This is a genomic window from Clostridium minihomine (assembly GCF_900240385.1).
GTDB classification, from domain to species: Bacteria; Bacillota; Clostridia; order Oscillospirales; family Acutalibacteraceae; genus Faecalispora; species Faecalispora minihomine.
In genome coordinates this window covers 133,089-155,165 of sequence record NZ_OEQH01000004.1, presented here as the reverse complement: position 1 = coordinate 155,165, position 22,077 = coordinate 133,089, and the positions used below count along the sequence as shown (strand labels likewise).

19 protein-coding genes and 1 tRNA gene are annotated in these 22,077 nt (G+C 46.8%); 18 read left to right on the top strand and 2 right to left on the bottom strand.

The genetic code is table 11. The features are described from left to right. The first annotated feature begins 23 nt into the window (after nt 1-23). The 13 genes from dnaB (at nt 24) to C1A02_RS10340 (ending at nt 15,247) form a co-directional block, all read left to right on the top strand. Nucleotides 24-1,391, top strand: a complete 1,368-nt coding sequence (gene dnaB, locus C1A02_RS10400; RefSeq protein WP_101698160.1) for a replicative DNA helicase — start codon at nt 24-26, stop codon at nt 1,389-1,391. Further along, nucleotides 1,384-2,757, top strand: a complete 1,374-nt coding sequence (gene tilS / locus C1A02_RS10395) for a tRNA lysidine(34) synthetase TilS (RefSeq protein ID WP_243577988.1) — start codon at nt 1,384-1,386, stop codon at nt 2,755-2,757. The genes dnaB and tilS overlap by 8 nt, the downstream gene beginning before the upstream one ends. Next, nucleotides 2,754-3,293: a hypoxanthine phosphoribosyltransferase gene (gene hpt / locus C1A02_RS10390; RefSeq protein WP_101698159.1), complete on the top strand. Its 540-nt coding sequence runs from the start codon at nt 2,754-2,756 to the stop codon at nt 3,291-3,293. Before tilS ends, hpt begins: the two co-directional genes overlap by 4 nt. Before the next feature lie 42 nt (nt 3,294-3,335). Beyond that, nucleotides 3,336-5,249: an ATP-dependent zinc metalloprotease FtsH gene (ftsH, locus tag C1A02_RS10385; RefSeq protein ID WP_101698158.1), complete on the top strand. Its 1,914-nt coding sequence runs from the start codon at nt 3,336-3,338 to the stop codon at nt 5,247-5,249. Between the two features lie 184 nt (nt 5,250-5,433). Next, nucleotides 5,434-7,413 (top strand): DNA gyrase/topoisomerase IV subunit B, encoded by a 1,980-nt coding sequence (locus tag C1A02_RS10380; protein ID WP_101698157.1) that lies wholly within the window; start codon nt 5,434-5,436, stop codon nt 7,411-7,413. A gap of 34 nt (nt 7,414-7,447) precedes the next feature. Then, nucleotides 7,448-9,664, top strand: a complete 2,217-nt coding sequence (locus C1A02_RS10375; protein WP_207204903.1) for a DNA gyrase subunit A — start codon at nt 7,448-7,450, stop codon at nt 9,662-9,664. Nucleotides 9,665-10,032: 368 nt separating this feature from the next. Then, nucleotides 10,033-10,284, top strand: a complete 252-nt coding sequence (secG, locus tag C1A02_RS10370) for a preprotein translocase subunit SecG (RefSeq protein WP_101698155.1) — start codon at nt 10,033-10,035, stop codon at nt 10,282-10,284. A gap of 52 nt (nt 10,285-10,336) precedes the next feature. Next, the gene (rnr, locus tag C1A02_RS10365) at nt 10,337-12,475 is read left to right on the top strand and encodes a ribonuclease R (protein WP_101698327.1); all 2,139 of its coding nucleotides are present in this window, start codon (nt 10,337-10,339) and stop codon (nt 12,473-12,475) included. Nucleotides 12,476-12,531: 56 nt separating this feature from the next. Beyond that, nucleotides 12,532-12,780 carry a hypothetical protein gene (locus tag C1A02_RS10360; protein WP_101698154.1) on the top strand — a complete coding sequence of 83 codons (249 nt, stop codon included), beginning with the start codon at nt 12,532-12,534 and terminating at the stop codon, nt 12,778-12,780. 123 nt (nt 12,781-12,903) lie between these two features. Then, the gene (locus C1A02_RS10355) at nt 12,904-13,167 is read left to right on the top strand and encodes a pro-sigmaK processing inhibitor BofA family protein (protein WP_101698153.1); all 264 of its coding nucleotides are present in this window, start codon (nt 12,904-12,906) and stop codon (nt 13,165-13,167) included. Between the two features lie 242 nt (nt 13,168-13,409). Next, nucleotides 13,410-14,111, top strand: coding sequence for an AzlC family ABC transporter permease (locus C1A02_RS10350; RefSeq protein ID WP_101698152.1), 702 nt, complete (start codon nt 13,410-13,412; stop codon nt 14,109-14,111). Further along, a complete protein-coding gene (locus C1A02_RS10345; RefSeq protein WP_101698151.1) occupies nt 14,108-14,440 on the top strand; it encodes a branched-chain amino acid transporter permease in 333 nt (110 codons plus the stop codon). The genes C1A02_RS10350 and C1A02_RS10345 overlap by 4 nt, the downstream gene beginning before the upstream one ends. 51 nt (nt 14,441-14,491) lie before the next feature. Continuing rightward, nucleotides 14,492-15,247, top strand: coding sequence for a copper homeostasis protein CutC (locus C1A02_RS10340; RefSeq protein ID WP_101698150.1), 756 nt, complete (start codon nt 14,492-14,494; stop codon nt 15,245-15,247). On the opposite strand, the gene C1A02_RS10335 is transcribed toward C1A02_RS10340, so the two are convergent. Further along, entirely contained in the window at nt 15,238-15,831 is a 594-nt protein-coding gene (locus C1A02_RS10335; protein ID WP_101698149.1) for a DUF4364 family protein, read from the bottom strand. The two genes, C1A02_RS10340 and C1A02_RS10335, sit on opposite strands and share 10 nt — an antisense overlap. A 75-nt stretch (nt 15,832-15,906) precedes the next feature. Continuing rightward, nucleotides 15,907-16,296: a helix-turn-helix domain-containing protein gene (locus C1A02_RS10330; RefSeq protein ID WP_101698148.1), complete on the bottom strand. Its 390-nt coding sequence runs from the start codon at nt 16,294-16,296 to the stop codon at nt 15,907-15,909. 248 nt (nt 16,297-16,544) lie between these two features. Here C1A02_RS10330 and C1A02_RS10325 point away from each other — a divergent pair. The 5 genes from C1A02_RS10325 (at nt 16,545) to C1A02_RS10305 (ending at nt 22,029) form a co-directional block, all read left to right on the top strand. Continuing rightward, nucleotides 16,545-16,620: transfer RNA gene (locus tag C1A02_RS10325), tRNA-Thr, on the top strand. A gap of 124 nt (nt 16,621-16,744) precedes the next feature. Continuing rightward, nucleotides 16,745-17,134, top strand: coding sequence for a hypothetical protein (locus tag C1A02_RS10320; RefSeq protein WP_101698147.1), 390 nt, complete (start codon nt 16,745-16,747; stop codon nt 17,132-17,134). Between the two features lie 395 nt (nt 17,135-17,529). Then, on the top strand, nt 17,530-19,014 hold the full coding sequence (locus tag C1A02_RS10315) for a sodium:solute symporter family protein (protein WP_101698146.1): 1,485 nt from the start codon (nt 17,530-17,532) through the stop codon (nt 19,012-19,014). After that, nucleotides 18,992-20,611: a sensor histidine kinase gene (locus C1A02_RS10310; protein ID WP_101698145.1), complete on the top strand. Its 1,620-nt coding sequence runs from the start codon at nt 18,992-18,994 to the stop codon at nt 20,609-20,611. Before C1A02_RS10315 ends, C1A02_RS10310 begins: the two co-directional genes overlap by 23 nt. Nucleotides 20,612-20,637: 26 nt before the next feature. Further along, nucleotides 20,638-22,029, top strand: a complete 1,392-nt coding sequence (locus C1A02_RS10305; protein ID WP_101698144.1) for a sigma-54-dependent transcriptional regulator — start codon at nt 20,638-20,640, stop codon at nt 22,027-22,029. Nucleotides 22,030-22,077: the final 48 nt, after the last annotated feature.

The following is a 22,077-nucleotide window of genomic DNA, read 5'->3' as shown; positions in this document are numbered from 1 at the left end:
AAGGGCCTTACAGGGGGATTTGAATGGATCCGATTCATTTGACAACAGGATATGACGGAATGGATCTGCCGTTCAGCCCAGAGGCGGAGCAATCCGTGCTGGGAGCTGTCCTGCTGGATTCTTCCTGTCTAGACCGGGTCGCGGAAATTCTTCCGCGTCCCGATTATTTTCATCAGGTAAATCACGTTTTGATTTATACCGCTATGCTGGAAATGTTCACGCTGGGCCAGCCGGTGGATTTTGTGACGCTTTTGGAAAAGCTAAAGGAAACTCCCCGTTTTGACGAATCCTCGGGGAAAACCTATTTGATGCAGCTGGCACAGATTGTGCCCTCTATTTCCAATGTAGAAACCTATGCCAAAATTGTGCGGGATAAGTACGATGTGCGCACCTTGATTCAGACAGCGAGAGGAATTCTGGACGATGCCCGTGAAAACGGAGCAGAAGCATCTACTCTGTTGGATTCGGCGGAACAGCGCATATTTGATATTCGCCGCGGTAAGAATATGCAGGGATTACAGCGGGTTAATGAGATCATTTTAGATACGTTTGATCGGCTGGATTTGCTCAATGGCCCGGATAAGGACAAGTATCAGGGGATTCCCACGGGAATCAAGGCATTGGATGATACCATTACAGGCCTGAACCGTTCTGATCTTTTAATTTTGGCAGCCCGCCCCGGTATGGGTAAAACCAGCTTTGCGCTGAACATTGCCCGGCACGCGGCAGTCATTGCCAACAAACGGGTGGCCTTTTTCTCACTGGAAATGAGCAAGGAGCAGTTGGCATCCCGGCTGCTTTCTACCGAAGCGATGGTGGGCGGAACCAAACTGCGCACCGGCCAGCTCAGCGAAGGCGAATGGATGCGCCTGATTGAAGCCGGGGATATTCTTTCTAAGGCACAGATGTATTTTGACGACAGCTCTGGCATTACCGTGCCGGAAATGAAGGCGAAGGTGCGCAGGCTCAAAGATGTGGATATGATTGTCATCGACTATTTACAGCTGATGTCCAGTTCCCGCCGAATTGATAACCGTGTGCAGGAAATTTCTGAAATCACCAGAAATCTGAAAATTATGGCCAAGGAATTGAATGTTCCGGTGCTGACGCTTTCTCAGTTGGCTCGTGCCAGTGAAAAGCGCACCGAGCATCGGCCGGTTCTTTCAGATTTGAGAGATTCCGGTTCCATCGAACAGGATGCCGACGTGGTTTTGTTTTTGTATCGTGAAGATTATTATCAGGGCGCGGGTGCGCCGGATGAAAATGCAGACCGCAACAGCGGTGAATGCATTGTGGCAAAGAACCGGCACGGGGAACTCAAGACCGTTCCGCTGCACTGGCAGGGTGAGTTTATGCGATTTACTTCTCAGGAGGTTGTCCGCAGTGAATAAAAAGGATAGCGTACCGGCGGCAGAAGAGAAAATCTGGCGGGTAATCAGGCGCTATTCCATGCTGAGCAGTGCCAAGCGTGTGGTGGCCGGGTTTTCCGGCGGTGCGGATTCGATGGTGCTGGTTCATTTTTTATGGCAAGCCGGCATACCCCTTGTGGCGGCTCATGTAAACCACGGCCTGCGGGGTGAACATGCGGATGCAGATGAGGCGTTTGTGCGCCAATTCTGTGAAAAAAAGGGGATTTCGTTGCAGGTGCTTTGCACCGATGTGGCAGCTCAGGCAGCCGAGCACGGAGAAGGCATTGAGGAAGCCGGACGGCGGATTCGTTACGGCTTTTTTGAGTCCCTTTGTCAGCCGGGGGATAAAATCGCCACCGCCCATACTTTGTCTGATCAAACCGAAACGGTTCTTCTGCATTTGGCCCGGGGTTCCGGGACCAAAGGCCTTTGTGGGATTCCCCCTGTGAGGGAACGCATTATCCGTCCGCTGATTGGGATAACACGGCAAGAGGTGGAAGAATACTGCGCTTTTTATGGCCTTTCTTATGTGACCGATGCCAGTAATTTCAGCCGGGAATATGCTCGAAACCGGGTTCGACTGGATATAGTTCCGGTTTTAAAAGAGCTGAACCCATCTTTTGAACAGGCAATTTTTCGTATGACAGAGCTTGTGGCAGAGGACGAAACATGCCTTTTGCAGCAGGCAGAACAGGCGGTTTTGGCAGCACGGCAAAAGGATGGTTATTGTATCTCGGTGCTTTTAAATTTGCCCCGCCCCATTTTGTCCAGAGCGATTCGGCAAATTCATGGGGAAGCGGGTATTCCTGCCTTGTCCCGGGAACGGGTGGAGGCCGTGATGCATCTGCTGGTATCCGGAAAGGGGTTAGTGGATGCCGGAAGCGGCCTGTTTTATCAGGCAGAAAACGGTATTTTGCGGCTAAAAACGCGCCCAGAACCGGAAAAATGCTGGAGTGTGCCGCTGGAATTCCCCAAAACCTTGACACCGGATGGCAGAGAGGTCATAATAAAAACATTAAACCGTGAGGAATACGAAAATATGCCTCAGAAATTTCATAATTTATTGTTTCATAACGCGCTGGATTATGATACAATAGGGTATAATTCCATCATCAGAGGCCGTCGGCCGGGGGATTCCTTTTCACCTGCAGGCCGGGGCGTGACAAAAAGCCTGAAAAAACTGTTGAATGAGGAGGGGATTTCTTCTTCTCTGCGGAGCAGACTTTTGATGTTGGAGCATCATGGGCAGATCCTGTGGATTGAAGGAATCGGCGCCTCTGAATCGGCCCGTGTCCGGCCCGATACCAAACAGATCGCATACATTAGCATTAAGGAGTGCAATTCATGACCAACGATATCAAAGAGGTTCTATTTAGTGAGAAGCAGCTCTCGGAAATCGTCCGCGGGTTGGGGGAGCGCATCAGCAAGGACTACGAAGGCAAAAATTTGCTGGTGGTCAGTGTTCTGAAAGGCTCCTTTGTTTTTATGGCGGATTTAACCCGCGCTATTACCATCCCCTGCCGCATTGACTTTATGGCGGTTTCCAGTTACGGAGCCGGGACAAGATCTTCCGGCGTAGTAAAAATCACCAAAGATTTGGATCTGCCGCTGGCCGGATATGATTTGCTGGTGGTGGAAGATATTCTGGATAGCGGAGTGACGCTCAGTTACATACGGGAACTTTTGCAGTCCCGTGGCCCTGAAAGCATCCGAATTTGCACTCTGTTCGATAAGCCTGAGCGCCGTACCGCGCCGATAAAGGCGGACTATGTGGGCACAGTTGTTCCGGATGAGTTTATTGTAGGCTATGGCCTTGATTATAATGAAACTTACAGAAACCTGCCATATGTGGGTGTTTTAAAACCGCATGTTTATGGTGGGTAAGATTTCTGGCTATCATCGCAAAAGGAGAGGAGTGAACTCATTTTGGATAACAAGAAAAATCTGCGGAATCTATTGATTTATTTAGGCGTTCCTATCCTGATTATCATTATTATGGCAAGTATCTACGGCAATGTGAAACCGCAGAAGGCTCATAAATATTCCGAAATTATCGGCTACTTCCAAGCCCAGCAGGTCACCAACTTTGAAATGGATTTTGGCAGCGGTGAAATGCAGCTGAACCTGGAAAATGGCACGAATATCGCTTATACTGCGCCCAACGTAGTGATTATGTATGAAGAAATTCATCCTCACATCGAAAAGTACAATGCGGCGCACCCGGACAAACCGATGGAATATGACTTAAAACGTCCGGCAGAAACCTCTTGGCTGGCCAGCCTGATTCCGACGATTTTGCTCTTGGCAGGTATGCTGGTGTTCTGGTGGTTCATGATGAAGCGCCTGAACAGCAGTATGGGAGACGCCGGAAAGCAGATGAATTTTGGCAAAGCCAAAGTGAAGCAGATGGCGGATGAAAAGCGCAAGACCACCTTTGCTGATGTGGCGGGTGCTGATGAGGAAAAAGAAGAACTGCGCGAAATTGTGGAGTTCCTCAAAAACCCCAAAAAGTATAACGAATTGGGTGCACGAATTCCCAAAGGCGTACTTTTGGTGGGACCTCCCGGTACCGGTAAAACACTGCTGGCTCGTGCGGTAGCAGGCGAAGCCGGAGTTCCGTTCTTCTCCATCTCTGGTTCCGACTTTGTAGAAATGTTTGTGGGTGTGGGTGCATCTCGTGTGCGTGATCTGTTTGATCAGGCGAAAAAGAACTCCCCCTGCATTATCTTTATCGACGAAATTGACGCAGTGGGTCGTCAGCGCGGCGCCGGACTTGGCGGTGGGCACGATGAGCGCGAACAGACACTGAACCAGTTGCTGGTGGAAATGGACGGCTTTGGCGCCAACGAAGGCGTGATTATGATTGCCGCCACCAACCGCCCGGATATTCTTGACCCGGCACTGATGCGTCCCGGCCGTTTTGACCGCCAGGTAATGGTGGGCTACCCGGACATTAAAGGCCGCGAAGAGATTTTGAAAGTGCATGCCAGGGGCAAACCGATTGCACCTGACGTGAACCTGAAAACCATTGCCAAATCAACCGCTGGATTTACCGGAGCGGATTTGGAGAACCTGTTGAACGAGGCAGCACTTTTGTCTGCCAGAAAAAATCTGCGTGCTATCACCATGTCTGAAATTGAGGAAGCCACGATTAAAGTTGTGGTGGGAACCGAGAAAAAGAGCCGTGTAATGACCGAGCAGGAGAAAACCCTGACCGCTTATCACGAAGGCGGGCATGCGGTGGTTACCTATTTCTGCTCCACGCAGGATCCGGTGCATCAGATTTCGATTATCCCCCGAGGAATGGCAGGCGGCTATACCATGCAGCTGCCAACTGAAGATCGCTCCTATAAACGCAAGAAAGAAATGTTGGAAGATCTGATGGTTCTGATGGGTGGCCGTGTGGCTGAAGCTTTGGTTCTGGATGATATTTCCACCGGTGCTTCTAATGACATTGAGCGGGCAACCAAAACGGCTCGGGCGATGGTCACAAAATATGGCATGAGCGAAATGTTGGGAACTGTGGCTTATGGTTCTGACAACAGCGAGCCGTTTTTGGGCCGAGATATGGGCCATGTGCGCAATTACTCTGAGAACACGGCGTCGGCCATTGATAAGGAAATTAAAGATATTTTGACCACGTCTTATCAGAAAGCGGAAAAAATTCTGATAGACAATATGGATAAGCTGCATGCTGTGGCGAAATACTTGTTTGTGAACGAAAAAATGAGTGGCGAGGAATTCCAGAAGATGATGCTGGAATCGGCCTTGCCGGCACAGTCCGCACCAGAGGGGAATACCGGGGAATTGCCCGGGGAACAGACGGACATGGAGCAGTAAAAAGTAACAGCCGAATAATAATGCGAGGGAAGGGGAAATGTTTCATTTCCCCCTTTCCTTGTCATAAAGTCGACACATACCGTTTCTTTTTTACAAAAAAGATTGTATAATCGTATTTTCAGGAAGGAAACAGAATTTTGCCGGCCATGCCAATGGGGTGTGGCTTTTTGGCTGGAGGGTATCTATGGCGAAAAAAACAGTTTACGGAAACGACAGCATCTCGTCGCTGAAGGGCGCCGATCGAGTGCGTCGACGTCCGGCAGTCATTTTTGGCTCGGATGGAATTGAGGGCTGCGAGCATTCTATCTTTGAAATCCTTTCTAACTCCATCGATGAGGCCCGCGAAGGCTTTGGAAAGGAAATAACCATCACCTGCTTTCAGGATCATTCCATAGAGGTGGAGGATCACGGGCGCGGTATTCCCGTGGATTTTAACCCCAAGGAAGAACGCTATAATTGGGAGTTGGTGTTTTGCGAGCTGTATGCCGGCGGAAAGTACAACAACGATTCCGATGAAAGCTATGAATATTCTTTAGGGCTGAATGGTTTGGGTCTTTGTTCGACTCAGTACGCAGCAGAATATATGGATGTGGATATTCGCAGGGATGGCATGCGCTACACATTACATTTTGAACATGGGGAAAATGTGGGCGGCTTGAATAAGGAGCCTTATACCAAAAAAGATACCGGGACCAAAATCCGGTGGAAACCGGATTTGCAGGTGTTTACCGACATTGCCGTGCCTTGGGAATATTATCTGGATATGGTGAAGCGTCAGGCGATTGTCAACGAGGGCATTCGCTTTCTGTTGCGTTTTGAAACAGATTCTGGCTTTGAAACCACGGAATTCTGTTATCAGGAAGGAATTCTGGATCATGTTCGGGAGTTGGCGGGGGAAGATGCGTTGACTCAGATGCAAAGCTGGCAGGCCGAACGGCGGGTTCGTGATAGAGCGGACAAGCCCGAATATAAAACAAAAATTAATGTGGCATTGGCCTTTTCCAACCGGAATCATGTGACCGAGTATTATCATAACTCCAGCTGGCTGGAGCATGGGGGTGCGCCGGACAAAGCGGTGCGCAGCGCCTTTGTTTCTCAAATAGACTCGTATTTAAAGCAGACCGGAAAATACAATAAAAACGAGAGCCGGATTATTTTTGCCGATGTGGAGGACTGTCTGATTCTGGTCATTTCCTCTTTTTCAAACCGGACTTCTTATGAAAACCAGACCAAAAAAGCCATTACCAATAAAGGAATTCAAGAGGCTATGACCGAGCTTTTGCGTCATCAGCTAGAGGTCTTTTTTCTGGAAAACCCCGTGGAAGGCGAAAAAGTTGCCGCTCAGGTGCTGATTAACAAGCGCAGCCGAGAGGACGCCGAAAAAACCCGTTTGAACCTGAAAAAGAAACTCACCAGCAACATGGATGTTACCAATCGGGTGGCAAAATTTGTGGATTGCCGCAGCCGCAAAACAGAAGAGCGGGAAATCTTTATTGTGGAGGGAGATTCAGCGTTGGGCGCCTGTAAGCAGGCACGTGACCCGGATTTTCAGGCCATTATGCCCATTCGGGGAAAAATCCTCAATTGCCTGAAAGCAGATTATGATCGAATCTTTAAAAGCGATATTATTACCGATTTGATTAAGGTTTTGGGTTGTGGGGTAGAGGTGAAATCCAAGGCCAACAAGGACTTATCCTCCTTCGATTTGTCGCTGCTTCGCTGGAACAAGGTTATTCTTTGCACCGATGCCGACGTGGACGGTTTTCAGATTCGCACGCTTCTTCTCACCATGCTGTATCGGCTGACGCCCACACTGATTGAGGAAGGCAAAGTGTTTATTGCGGAATCCCCATTGTTTGAAATTAACTGCAAAGGCCAGACTTATTTTGCTTATACCGAGCTGGAAAAGGGTAAGATTATGCAAAAGTTGGAAGGCCAGAAATATAACATTCAGCGCTCGAAAGGTTTGGGTGAAAACGAACCGGCTATGATGAACCTGACCACCATGAATCCTGCCACGCGCCGGCTGATTCAGGTGTTGCCGGAGGATGCCCAGAAAACAGCGGATGTGTTTGATTTGCTTTTGGGCGATAATCTGGCGGGGCGCAAAGAGTTTATTGCCCGCAGCGGGCACGAATACCTGGATGCGGCCGATGTAAGCTAAGGGGGAAACAGGATTGGCAAACAAAAAAAAGGATATGAAAAGCCCGCCCCCAAAGGGGAAGGGTGTGATTGAAGGCGCTGGATTGGTGGTGGAACAGCCCATTACCCAGACGCTGGAGCACAACTATATGCCCTATGCCATGAGCGTTATCATGTCCCGGGCGATTCCGGAGATTGATGGCTTTAAGCCCTCTCACCGGAAGATTTTATATACCATGTACAAAATGGGGCTGCTCGGCGGCACGCGCACCAAGAGTGCGAATATCGTGGGACAAACCATGAAGCTGAATCCCCACGGTGATGCCGCAATTTATGAAACAATGGTGCGTTTGAGCCGAGGATATGAAGCCCTTTTGCACCCTTATGTGGATTCTAAGGGGAACTTTGGTAAGTTTTATTCCCGGGATATGGCGTGGGCGGCTTCTCGTTATACCGAAGCGAAACTGGATGATTTATGCCAGGAATTGTTTCGGGATATTGACCGTGATACCGTGGATTTTGTGGATAACTACGACAACACCATGAAGGAACCCACCTTGCTGCCGGCCAGCTTTCCATCCATTCTGGTGAATGCCAATACCGGCATCGCGGTTGGTATGGCCAGCAATATTTGCCCCTTTAATCTGGGCGAAGTCTGCCAGACCACCATTGGCCTGATTCGAGACCCTGAATTTGATGTGCCTTCCACTTTGCTTGCTCCTGATTTTCCGGGCGGCGGACAGGTGGTTTATGATAGGGCCTCTATGGAAGAAATTTACCGCACCGGCCGGGGCGGGGTGAAAATTCGCAGTCGCTATGCTTATGACAAGTCTGCCAACTGCATTGATATTACCCAAATACCGCCGACTACCACCATTGAAGCCATTGTCGAAAAAGTGGTGGAATTGGTTCGTCAAGGCAAACTGAAAGAAGTTTCAGATATACGCGATGAAACCGGGTTGGGCGGACTGAAAATCACCATTGATTTAAAACGGGGTGTGGATCCGGAAAAACTGATGCAGCGGCTGTTTAAAATGACACCGCTTGAAGACAATTTTTCTTGTAACTTTAACGTTCTGGTTGCCGGTGTGCCCCGTGTGCTGGGCGTGAAAGAGTTATTGTTGGAATGGGTTGCTTTCCGGGTGGAATGTGTACGCCGCCGCACCCATTTTGATCTGCGCAAAAAGCGGGAAAAGCTTCACCTTTTGCGTGGCCTTCAGGCAATTCTGTTGGATATTGACAAGGCCATTGCAATTGTTCGGCAAACCGAAGAAGAATCTGAAGTTGTAAGCAATTTGATGATTGGCTTCGGAATTGACGAAATACAGGCGGAATATGTGGCGGAAATTAAGCTGCGTCATTTAAATCGGGAATATATTTTAAAGCGTACTCAGGAAATCGAGCAGTTGGAACAAGAGATTGCCCAGTTGCAGGATCTGCTGAACAGCCGCGCTAAAATTCAGGCACTGATTATTTCCGAACTGAAAGATGTGGCAAAAAAATATGCGCATCCCCGAAAAACCATGCTGGTTTACGCTTCGGAACTGGAGGAATATTCCCCCGAGGAAGAAGTGGACGATTATCCGGTGCATCTGTTCTTTACAAGGGATGGATATTTTAAGAAGATTACGCCCCAGTCTTTGCGTATGAGCGGGGAGCAAAAGCTGAAAGAGGGCGACGTAGTCACTCAGGCGCTGGAATCCAGCAATGGATGCGATTTGCTGTTTTTTACCGACCGGTGTCAGGTATATAAGCTTCGCGCCAGCGATTTGAGCGATGGAAAGGCCAGCGTAATGGGCGAATACATTCCTGCCAAAGCTGGTATGGAAGAAGGCGAAAATGCCATTTATATGGTGGCTACCGCGGATTATCAGGGCCATATGCTGTTCTGTTTTGAAAACGGAAAGGCTGCCAAGATTGAGCTTTCGGCTTATGCCACAAAAACAAATCGTCGCCGTTTGTTGGGTGCCTACAGTGATAAATCGCCTTTGGTGGCCGCTCTGTACTGCAAAGAAGAGGGCGAGGTGCTGCTGACAGCGACCAATGGGCGCATGCTTCTGGTGCACACCGCTGCGGTTCCTGCGAAAGCCACGCGTACTACCCAAGGCGTGAATGTGATGACCTTCTCTGCGGCCAAGCATCATCTGCAAAGCGCAGAGCTGTATCAGGAAGGAGTGCTGGAAACGCCGGATCGTTATCGAAAGAAAACGCTGCCTTCTACCGGCACGGTTCCCAGTGAGCAGGATGCCCTGAAAGACCAGATGACTTTATAAGGCTGTTTAAACACTTTAAATTTTCGGTCAAATTTCCGTTGACAGTCTTTTTTAAAACACCCGAATAAAAAAACAGACCGTCGCCAAAAAGCCAATAGCAATTCGGCGGCGGTCCAAGCAATTGAAAATGCAAACGCACACGAAACTCTCAATTGCATGGCTTTAATATATCCCATGTGAGCCAAGATATGTGCGAGTTTTACTGGAAAGCTTTGGAACATATCTTTTGGGTGATAAAGTGGGCACAATAGGAAAATTACCTTTATTTGCATCTGCTTGTCCAATAATTTTTTCAAAAATCATTGCTAAACAAAATAGATTGTGGTATCATAAACACAAGTGTTTATTGTACGTTCGGAGGTACGATTATGAGTGGACTCGAAATTTTCTTTGGAGTAGTGCTGTTGCTTTGTGCTATTGCTATTGTAGTTATTGTTCTTTTGCAAGAGGGACAGCAGCAGAATTTAGGCGCGATTACCGGTGGCGCGGATACATTTTTGTCAAAGAACAAGGCCCGTTCCATCGACGCTTTCCTGGCGCGTTGGACGAAAGTGATAGCGGTGGGTTTTTTCCTGGTTGTTATCGCGATTAACACCATCATGTTCTTTACCGGGAAGTAATATGCAGCCGAAAAGCTCCGCTGAAAAGCGGAGCTTTTTTTGTCAGGAAAGGATGATTTCTATCAAAAAGAAAGAAAAAACGCCAACGGAGGCAATTTTAAAGGTATTATCCAAACTGCGTCATGCGATTTCTTCCAAGGAACTTCTGAAAAAATCGGGAGTAAAGGACAAATCGGTTTTTTATGACACCTTGCATCAAATGCAGGAGCAGGGCGATATTATTGTGAATAAACGTCATCAGGTGTTTGGGAAATCGGCCCAGCCCAAGGTGACGGCTACGGTTTATTCCTTGTCAGAAGGGTTTGCTTTTGTGCGGCCCGAAAACGGCCGAGAAGATTTTTATGTTTCCAGTGACCGTTTAAAGGGTGCTATTGTAGGCGACACGGTTGTTCTGAAAAACATTACCGAAACGCCCCGAGGCAAAAAGGCGGAAGTGGCCGCTATTACTAAAAAACGGCAGTGGACAACCACCGGTACGGTGAAAAAATCGTATAACGGACATGAACTCATTCCGGATATTGCCATTCGATATAATTTGGCTATTTCTAAAAATGATCTGATGGGGGCGCGCCATGGGGATAAGGTACAGGCCGAAATTGTCCGTGTTCCCCGCAAGGAAAAGTTAAGTGCCCGAATTGTAAAAGTGTATGGCAAGGCAGATAGTGCAAAAATCTGTGCAGATGCGATTATTGATCAAAATGGAATTCCCACTGCTTTTTCTGATGAGGTATTGCATGAAGCGGCTCAGGCTGCTGCAAAACCCATTACAGAGCAGGACATTGCCGAACGGCTGGATTTGCGGCAGGAGATGATCTGTACCATTGACGGCGCGGATGCCAAGGATTTGGATGACGCCATCAGTGTTCGGCGCACAGAAAAAGGATTTGAGCTTGGGGTGCATATTGCCGATGTTTCTCACTATGTGACAGAGGATAGCGCCATCGATAATGAGGCTCAATTAAGGGGCACCTCTGTTTATTTTGCAGACCGAGTGATTCCCATGCTGCCCAAGGATTTGTCTAACGGGGCGTGTTCTTTAAATGCAGGAGAGGATAAGCTGACCTTTTCTGCCTTGATTCGCCTGAATGAACGCGGTGAGATTGAAAGTTATCGGTTCCGCAAGAGCATCATCCATTCTAAGGTGCGGGGCGTGTATGCAGAGGTGAACAGCCTGTGGGCCGGAGAAGCAGACGAAAGCCTTAAGAACAAATATAGCGCGGTGATTGAAACACTGGATACCGGAAAAGAATTGGCTAATATTCTGAAAAAACGTTCCAAAGAAAAGGGAACCATGGACTTTGAAAGCGGAGAATCTAAATTTACGCTGGATGAAAACGGTGTTTGTGTGGATATAGAACCCCGAGTTCAGGGTGAGGCTGAAGAGATGATTGAGATGCTGATGATTACAGCAAATCAGGCGGCCGCTCGTTTGGCCAAGGAAGAACAGCTTCCCTTTGTGTACCGCGTCCATCAGGATCCGGACCCGGAGCGGGTACAGGCTTTGGTTAGCCTGGCAGGTCTTTTGGGCTTTTCTACCCAGCGGCTTCGCAAAGAAAAACCTGCCCCGGCTGATTTTTCAGAGCTTTTAGAGCAGGTTCGCGGCACCCCGGCTGAGCGGGTGATTTCTCATCAGATTTTGCGCACCATGGATAAGGCGAAATATTCTACCGAGCCGGTGGGGCATTTTGGTTTGGCACTGGCAGATTATTGCCACTTTACTTCACCTATCCGCCGATATCCGGATTTGGCCATTCACCGGATTTTATCTCAGGCTCAGTCACTGGGGCAAATCGAGCTGGCTTTACGGTTTGCTTCTTTTGCCGCATCTGCTGCTTCCGATTCTTCTAAATTTGAAGTTCGCGCCATGATGGCAGAGCGCAGTGCAGAAGATTGCTATAAAGCGGAGTTTATGAAGGCCCATATTGGGGAAGAGTTTGACGGGGTGATCAGCGGGGTGACACAAAGAGGTGTCTTTGTTCAGCTGCAAAACAGTGTAGAGGGTTTTGTGCCCATTGGTGCTTTCCCCGATGCGGATTATCGATTTGACGGAGTGATTGCCCAAGTGGACCAGCGCACCGGAAAACGGATGACGATTGGACAGCCCATGCGTATCCTTGTAGCCGCCTCAGATGTCCCGACCGGGCGCATTGATTTTTTGCCCCAAGAAATAAATTCCAGCGAAATCGCATAAAATTGGCATAAAAGCCCAACATATTAGCATAAGATAAACCGAAAGGCGGAGCTAATATGGAAACTGTACTCAGAGTAATCCAGCAGGCAGTAAAACCTGTGGAGGAACCAAAACAGGACGGGCGAATTTTGGAAGAGTTGAGAGAAGTTTCAAGGCTTTTGGCCTGCAACGAGAAGTGGTTTGAGATGGAATGTAATGAAGATCTGATTGATGCATGTGTTCATCAGCGCATTGAATTGATGGCACGGTATCGCCATTTGTTGCAGACGGCCAGACAACAGGGAATTTCGGCTTCTCCTTTTTGAGAAATCGGGTGCTAAGCAAAGGTAACTCTGCGGCCCGGTTTTGCCGTACCGTAAAAAAAGGCGGACACAGCCGCCAAAATGCGGTTCAAAAACAGGAATGAGAACAAAAAGGGGGGCGTTCCAGTGCCGAGCCTTACGACAGTATTGATTGCGGCCGGTATTTTTCTGCTGCTCGTGGCCTTACAGGCGCTGTTTGGCGCAAAACATCCGGTACAGCGGGCTGCCGGCGGCATCGTGATTGGTGTTGGCGCACTGGCGGTGGTGAATCTGTCCGGATTTTTTACCGGAGTCAGTATCCCGGTAAGTCTTTTTAACATTGGTGTTTCCGCTGCCGGCGGAATTCCGGGGGTAACCCTGTTGCTGCTGTTAAATTTAATTTTTCAATGATACGCCCCAAGGCTCCAGAATGCATTGCATTCTGGAGCCTTGTTTCTTTTTCTATAAAAATCTTTCTGCCAATTCTGAAAGCTGTTTTCAGGCAGAGAATCTTGTCAAATATTTTGCTTCCATGCTATAATTAGAATAATCTTGCGGCAGAATGGATGGGAATTTTTTTCAGAGTAAAAATCTGACGGTAGGGATAGTTTGCCCTTGCTCTGCGCATGGAAAAGGGCGGGGGGAGGTTTGGTTTGCAAAAAAGATGGCAGGTTATAAAAGAAGCTTTTTATTATACGATTCCGGTGATGACCGGATATTTGTTTTTGGGGTTTGCTTTTGGCGTATTTTTAGAAAGTAAGGGTTACAGTTGGATTTGGGCACTTTTGATGAGTGTGTTTGTCTATGCCGGTTCAATGCAGTTTGTAATGGTAGACCTGCTGGCCGGGGCAGCGTCTCTCATTGGGGCGGCGATGATGACCTTAATGGTAAATGCCCGGCATTTGTTTTACGGAATTGCCATGTTGGATGAGTTTAAGGAAATGGGTCGGAAAAAGCCTTATGCGATTTTTTCCCTGACGGACGAAACATTTTCGCTGTTTTGTGGGGTAAAGGAAAAGTCCGGCACAGATCGAAAGCAGCTGTTGTTTTGGATTGCGCTGCTGAACCATTGCTATTGGATTGCCGGAAGCGTAATCGGTGCGGTGTTCGGTTCTATCTGGCATATTCCTTCCGAAGGAATTGATTTTGTCATGACTGCGCTGTTCACGGTGATCTTTTTGGATCGCTGGAAGGCGGAAACCAATCACAGTGCATCCATATTGGGAATTATCCTTTCGATTCTTTGCCTTGTGATATTTGGGCCTTCGCGGTTTATCATTCCAGCGATGCTTTCTATCACGGTGGTATTCCTCTTGTTTCGCAATCGACTGGAAAGGGAGGAACCGGTGCAATGACAAATGAAATTTGGCACTCTTTTTTGTTGGTTGCAGTGGTGGCGGCGGTTACACTGGTGCTTCGGGCAGCTCCTTTTCTTCTGTTCCCTGCGGACAAGCCGACCCCTTCGTGGGTATTGTATTTGGGAAAAATGCTGCCTTCTGCCGTGATGGGCATGTTGATTGTGTATTGCCTAAAAGGGGTCAGCCCGGCTGTGGCGCCCTATGGTTTGCCGGAGGCTATCGCTCTGGCTGCGGTGATATTCCTTCACCTTTGGAAGCGGAACACGCTGCTGAGCATCGCCGCAGGTACGATTACTTATATGGTGCTGGTTCAATTGGTTTTTTAAGCAGTTTTCTTTCGAAAAACAGATCAATTCCTTTGCGGCAGGAGGTAGAGTATGGGAGCGGTATTAGAAGTTTGTGTGGATACGATAGATTCGGCATTTGAGGCACAGCGGGCGGGCGCCGATCGCTTGGTTATTTGTTCCGGACTGGCCTTGGGCGGAACCACGCCGAATATTAATTTGTTTTATGAAGTGCGAAATAATCTGGATTTGCCGGTATCGGTGTTGGTAAAGCCTCACTTTGGGGATTACTGCTGTTCTTCGGCAGAGTTTGAAATTATGAAAAATGACGTGGCTTTGTTCCGTGACGCGGGAGCCGATGCGGTGCTGACCGGTATTTTAATGCCGGATGGCAGTCTGGACGTGCTGCGCTTAGATGAACTGATTGTTTTGGCTGGACGAATGAAAATGGTTTTAAACCGAGCTTTTGATGAGTGCCGGGAACCAGAGGAAGCCTTTCAGCGGGCAAAAATGATGGGGTTTGGCGGGCTGGTGACTTCTGGCCAGTGCCGGCGCAGCTATGATGGGAGGGGGCTAATCGCACGCCTTTTAATCAATGCCGATGATATGGAGGTAACGGTGGCCGGAGAGATGGAGCCCCAGGAGTTTGCAGCATTTTATCGGGTAACCGCGGCATCGGTTTATCAGGGCAACTGGCTGAAAAAAGCGGATAGTCCGATGCAGAACCGAAAAAAACGGCGGCTGATGCAGCCGGAGGGATTGCAAGAATATGCAGTTTGGCAAACGGACACAAAAAAAATCGCCGCCATGCGTGCTGCAATGGACGGCGATACAATTCATCAGGGTTGATTTTTCATATTCATTTCAGTCAGTGTTTCCATCATCAATTTTTCATCTTTGGTGACGGCGGCCAGCATGGCACGGTATACGATGTCCGGATCTTGCTGAAAGTTTTGTTTTACCAGATTTGCTTGCTGCAAATCCGGCACATACAGGGAAAGCGACATCAGTTCCATATCGCCGCCGGAAATGTGGCACATCACCTGAAATCCCAAGTCGGTGTGATTAATTTCCACAGCGTTTTCCTGTTCTCTTTTGACTTTAGATAAAAGCCGCAGTGCAGCTGACAAAGTGCGCTGCCGTACGGCGGTGGGAATAGTGCTGTCTAATTGTTTCGCGATCATTTTGGCAGATTCCCCTGGGGAACAAACACCGTTTTCCAGTACAATGTTTCCCTTTTCTATTAAATCGGAAAGCGCCGTTGTTATTTCAAAATAATTAGCCAGGCCGTTTTCCTGCAAAATTTCAATAATATCCTCTTTGCGAAACGGTGTGTTTACGCTTACCAGAAGATAACAAATTAAAATCCGGATTTCTTTGGTGTTTCTTAGGCCGCCTGGCTCAATCCCGGCGGAAAAGGCGTCAAACTTCATGCGGCACCTCCAGCATACTATGGTACTTTCTTAGTATAGCATGAAACCGATTGTTCCGCAAAGGGATGTTTTTGATTATTTTTCATTTCGGATTTCTGCCGCTATTTTCATAATTTGTTCCTTTTGCTCGGGGGAGCAGGCACGAAAAAAGGCAATCAGCTGAAGTTCTTCTTTTTTCAGGTCATAAATGTGGCTGTTATTGTCTGTAACCCGTTTGGAAGAGGGTTTTACAGAGGAGTCGTTTAAAATAGGGGAAATCTCTTCTTGCCCTAATAAATCCTGTAGGCTGACAGAGAAAATATTGGCAAGCAGAATAAGGGATGAAATATCTGGTGTTGTTTTTCCAGATTCATAATACGAATAGGTGGAACGGTCAATACTCAAAACATTTGCTAAATGCTGCTGAGTATATCCGCATTTTTCTCTTAGAGTACGCAAGTTTTTTCCAATGGAATTAGGTGACATATCATCACTCTTTCTATGGGTTACTCGATAACCTTATTATAAGGTATCCTGAAAATGATAATATATTTATGTGATTTTATTTCACTAATATAGACTGGTTCATTTCCGGTTTTTATAAGCAAAATATAAGGATATCGGCTTTATTTCCGTTAAAAATATTACCCGCCGATACTTGACGAAAGCATTACTTTTTTGTATACTATATAAGCTGAACTTATTTTTAGGGTTCAGTGGAATCGGCCTTTTTTGCTGGAATAGCTCAGTTGGTAGAGCAGCGCATTCGTAATGCGCAGGTCGCGTGTTCAAGTCACGTTTCCAGCTCCAAAGAAACAGACAAATTTCATTTTGAAATTTGTCTGTTTCTTTGTTTTATGATACTCTATAATAAAGAGTGATATGTTTGGAATAGGGGTCGAAATGGTAAAACCAGATGACGAGGAGGATGAAAATGAATAAGAGACGAATCAGCATTTTTTTCACGATCCTTTCTATGGCTGCAATGGCATTGCCCAATGGAGTTGCAATGGATTTTGGGGCGGTTGCGGGTAAAATATTAACGAAAGAGTATTCCTATTTTAGCATGATTCCTTTGGGCTATGGGAATTGTTTTCCTTGGCTTTCTGTGATTTTATCAGTGGTGGTATTAATGATATTGTTTATAAAACCGGATTGGACTCGATTGATTGATGGTTGTCTTTTTGTGTCAGTTTTGGGGCAAGTCTTATCTTGGATATTGTTTAGCAGTTTTCGTCTCACCGCTTTATTGGTTGTTTTGCTTCAACTTTTAGTACTATGGATTCAGTGGAGGAATAAACCCCCAAATGGTTCCTTTTTGTGATGGTGGAAAGGGAACCGGGTTTTGACTTTGGGTTTCTTTCAATACCAGTTTTCTGTTAAAAGATCAAGAAAGGATAGAAACCAGAGGATAAAAGTCTGGTTTCTATCCTTTTTTGATTTCGGTTACAAAAAGTTTTTAAAGATATTTATGGTTTGTAAACAAAAAAATATTATAGCAAAATAAAACAGATTGATTTGAATCAGAATTTTGGCTCTTTTTTCATTTTTTCATTTGACAAAATGACTATAATGAAAAATTAAACTGCAAAAGTTTGATTGATTTTTTCAAATACTATGCTATGCTAAAGTATACCTATCCCATTTTTGGGGAATAGATGCATGAAACGGAGGCTTTTAAAGAAGAAAACGGTTAGGTAGTTCAGGAGGAGATTATCAGTGCTTTTTGAAAAAGAAATGATTTATCTGTGCTATTTTACGATGTATTCCATTGTCCTTCTGATTGTGGGGAAGAGCCGGACGCAACAGCATAATACCCTTCGGCATTTTTATCTGGGAAACCGGGGGATGGGGCTGTTTCGCTGCACCATTGCTTTTATTGGCACATGGATTTCTTCTGCCACTATTTTAGGATTTACCGGAAATGTATTTGAAAGCGGATTCGCACCTTTGCTTTATTCGGTGGTTCCGTGGTTTTTGGGTGCATGTTTGCTTTATTTGATTAGTGGTAAGCTTTATGAGTATGATGTGCTGACGATTCCGGAATTGATTCGGAAAAAATATGGCTCAAAATATCTTCAAATGATTTTTGCAGTTATCATGATGATTACATATACCCTGTATTTGATTATTCATATTAAAGGCTTTGGCTTGGTGGCTTCGGTATTGTTCCATATCCCTTATAATGTGGCCACGCTGATGATTTATCTGTTTATTTTATATTCTGCGTTTGGCGGTTACCGGGCAGTGACACGGATTGACCTGATGCACATTATTTTGCTGACTGCCGGAACAGGCATTGTGTTCTTTTTGGTGATTGGACAGGCCGGCGGTTTGCCGGAAATTTTTCGCCGGGCGGGTGAAATCTCTGGGTTTGCCCATGGCGGCAGCACGGCAGCGAATCACCCGGGGGATTTATTTCAACTGTTTGATGGGGAAAAATTTACTCCCCGCATGAGCACAAGTATGTTTTTTGGCTGGGGCTTGGGACTTGCCGCCAACCCGCAGTATATGATGCGGATTTTATCCGCTAAAAATCAAAAAACAGCACGGCACACCATTCTTTGCGCATTGTGTTATTTGGTGATTTTTTATTTTGCCCTTTTAACCATTGGATTTGGGATGCGGGTTCTGTTCCCCTCTTTGGCAGAGGTTCAGTACACAGACGATATTGTGGTTCATGTTTTTAATAATCTGCTTTATACGCCACTGAATACTTTATTCCTGTTTGCTATTTTGGGAGCGTGTATTTCGGTTTCTAATTCACAGCTTTTGCTGTTTGCCACCTCATTTGCCTATGATTTTATCCGGCCGACTGTTAAAACAGCTCCCAGAGAATATACTATGATCTTGCTGACTCGTTTAGGGGTTCTGCTGGGCGGCACATTGTCCCTTTTGTTTTCCCTGCATCCGCCGGACAGCCTTTTGTCTTACGGCGGTGATATCTGGGGAATTATTGGTGTTACGTTCTTTCCGATTCTATATGGAACCTTTTTATACCCCAAATCCACTCGTCAGGGTGTTTGGGCGTCACTGAGCAGCGGAATTTTGGCAATTGCAGTGTTTTATCCTCTTTATTACCTGCAAATTCTTCCGGTGCACCCGGCTTTTCCGGGAACTGCACTGTCGGCGCTGTGCTTTTTTGCCGTTTCCCGGATGACCTGGAAAGGAGGGAAAATGGATGAAAAACCGACCGCTCTTTGACATTGAACGAAAGATTTTAGTTCCCTTTTTACTGCTGGGTGTGGTTTCTACAGCACTGTTTGGTGTGATTCTTTACGATACGGGGCAAAAAACTAAGCTTGCCAAAGAGCAAAAGCTGGCAGAAAGCAGCATTGCTCTTATTGAATTTGATATTAATTATCATGTATCTGCCGGATCGGTCCAGCAGCTGGAACAGAAATATAGTCAATTTCTTCAGCCCCATATTTTGATTCAGGACGAACAAGGAAACCGTATTAGCGGGGAAAATCCCGCAGATGATGATAGTGTTCTATATTCCCGCAGTCAAAATCAGATGGGCTGGACGATCTCTTATACCGTAGACCAATCGGTATTTACCCGCGAACTGCTTCAGGAACAAAAATATACGGTTCTGGGTATTATTGCTCAATTGATTTTAGTACTGCAAGTCAGTATTTTGATTGCGGATAATATTTCGACACCCATTCGAAGGCTGAGCTATGCTTGCCGCACCATCAGTGAACAGCCTCAAGAGCCTTGGGAGTTTGAGGGGGAGTTTACTAACCGCAGCGATGAGCTGGGGCAACTGGCGCGGGCATTTGAAGGGATGCTGGGGAACCTTCAGCAGTATATGTCTGATTTAAGGCGGATGAAGAAAATCAATGAAACGATTGTAGAAAGTCTGCCCATTGCCGTGATTGCCTATGACCAACAGCACAATGTAATGCTGGTCAATAACCGGGCACAAAACCTGCTGGCCAAAACGGAATATCAATATGAGGGAAAACCGCTTTCTTCTTTATTGGAAGAGAACCTTGAAAACCAAAAGGTGTTTTATGACCCCATTCAACTCAAGGACGATCAAAACCGACGTATGGATGTGGAATTGGGTGTTTGGCGGCTTTTGGATGAAAACCAGAAATCTTGGGGTGTTCTTTGTACCATTGACGATATTACCTACCGCAAAATGATGGAAGAACAGGCTATGAAAGATGAAAAGCTGATTTATGCGGGTCGTTTGGCGGCAGAGCTGGCTCATGAGATTCGCAATCCGCTGGCGGGAATTCGGGTAGGGGTTCAGGTGGTCGAGCGTCATCTGGTACAGGAGAGCGATCGCCAGTTATGCGATAATATTATTGGAGAAGTGGATCGAATTAATCTTTTGGTAGAAAACCTGTGTAACCTTAACCGGCAAAGGGAATTGCGAAAAACTCTGATTGATGTGGCGGAGCTGTATCAGGAGGTAGTTTTGTTGTATTCTAAAATAGCGGAAAACAGTCACATTGAACTGCTTAGCGATGCGCCGACGGGAATTTTGCTTTATGCAGATAAAAGCGCCATGAAGCAGGTGCTGATTAATTTGATGAACAACAGCATTAAAGCGATGAAAAACGGAGGCCAGATTGTGATGAAGGCCCGAATGAAAGAAGACAGAATTTATCTGTGCATTGCAGATGATGGGCCGGGAATACCGCCAGAAAAGCTGGGGGAGAAAAATCAGGAAGGCGGAATGGGGCTTTCTATTGTATCGCAGCTTTTGCAGCGCAATGACGCGACTTTTGAAATAGAAAGTACGTCCGGCCATGGCACAAAGGCGATGATGACTTTTCGGCGGTGAGCGAAAAAACAGAACGGGGGAACTAGATGCAAAATCGTATTTTAATTATTGACGACGAATATCTGATTCGCATTTCTCTTCGGGAAGGGTTGGCGGATTTGGGGTATTTGACGCAGGAGGCCGGAACCATTGAAGAAGGCCTTACGCGCATCGAGCAATTTAAACCCGATGTGGTGATGCTGGACAACCGCTTAGGGAATGTGCTGGGTATGGAATATATTGAAACCATTAAAAAAATGGATGAGGATATTCAGATTATTATTATTACCGCTTACAGCTCAGTGTCTCAGGCGGTGCAGGCGATTCGGCGGGGCGCTTATGACTATGTGCAAAAACCCTTTGATATTGATGCCATTGATATTGTCATACGCCGGGCGCTGGAACAGCTGAAAAGCCGGCGCAAGCTGGAATTGCTGGCCCCGGGACAGCCGCCGGATATTATCGGGGTAAGCCCCCAGATACAGCAGATTAAAAAGCAGGTGGAACTGTTAAGTGCCAAGGACAATGTGGATTTGCTGATTCGGGGAGAAACCGGAACGGGAAAAGGCGTAGTGGTCAGTCAAATTCACCGCAAAAGCGGGCGCGGAACCTTTCCTTTGGTAAAAATCAATTGCAGTGCCGTACCGGAAAACTTATTTGAAAGTGAGCTGTTCGGCCATGAAAAAGGGGCTTTTACCGGCGCGGGAGCACGGAAAAAAGGGTTATTTGAATTGGCTAACGAAGGCACTATTTTTCTGGATGAAATTGGGGACATGCCCCTTTCTATGCAGGCCAAGCTATTAACTTTTTTAGAGGATCGCAAATTCCGCCGGGTGGGCGGTTTGGCGGATGTGGAAGTAAATGTGCGAGTGATAGCGGCTACCAACCGCCCATTAGAGCAGGCGATTGTAGAAAAAACCTTTCGAGAAGATTTGTTTTTCCGTTTGAATGTGGTTCAGCTTTATCTGGCACCCTTGCGGGAACGTCAAGAGGATATTGAGCCATTATGCCGGTATTATTTAGACTTCTTTAACCAGAAGTTAGGAAAAAATATTCAGGCGATTTCTCCCTCTTTTTTACAAAGACTTCTGCAATACTCGTGGAAAGGGAATGTAAGGGAACTGCGCAATGTATTAGAGCGTGCCGTATTATTTTGTGAAGGGGACGTTTTGGAGCATACGGGTCTTTTATTGGAAGAAAGCAGTGAAGTGCCCTGTGTGCCACAGGAATTTGGAGAGGCTTGGCCCATTCAGGATTTAAGCCAGCCCATTGATTTGCAGCAAGAGCTGGAAAGTTTAGAGAGAGTATACATCCAAAAAGCATTGGAACTGACCGGAGGAAACTATTCTAAGGCGGCGGCACTTTTGGGGTATAGCCGCTTTTCATTGCGAAGGCGGCTGGAACAGTCTGGTTCCAATTCGCACATTGTGCAAAATTGAACAGCTTGACCGTGCGGAAACGCACGGTCTTTCTTTTTTTAGAATCTT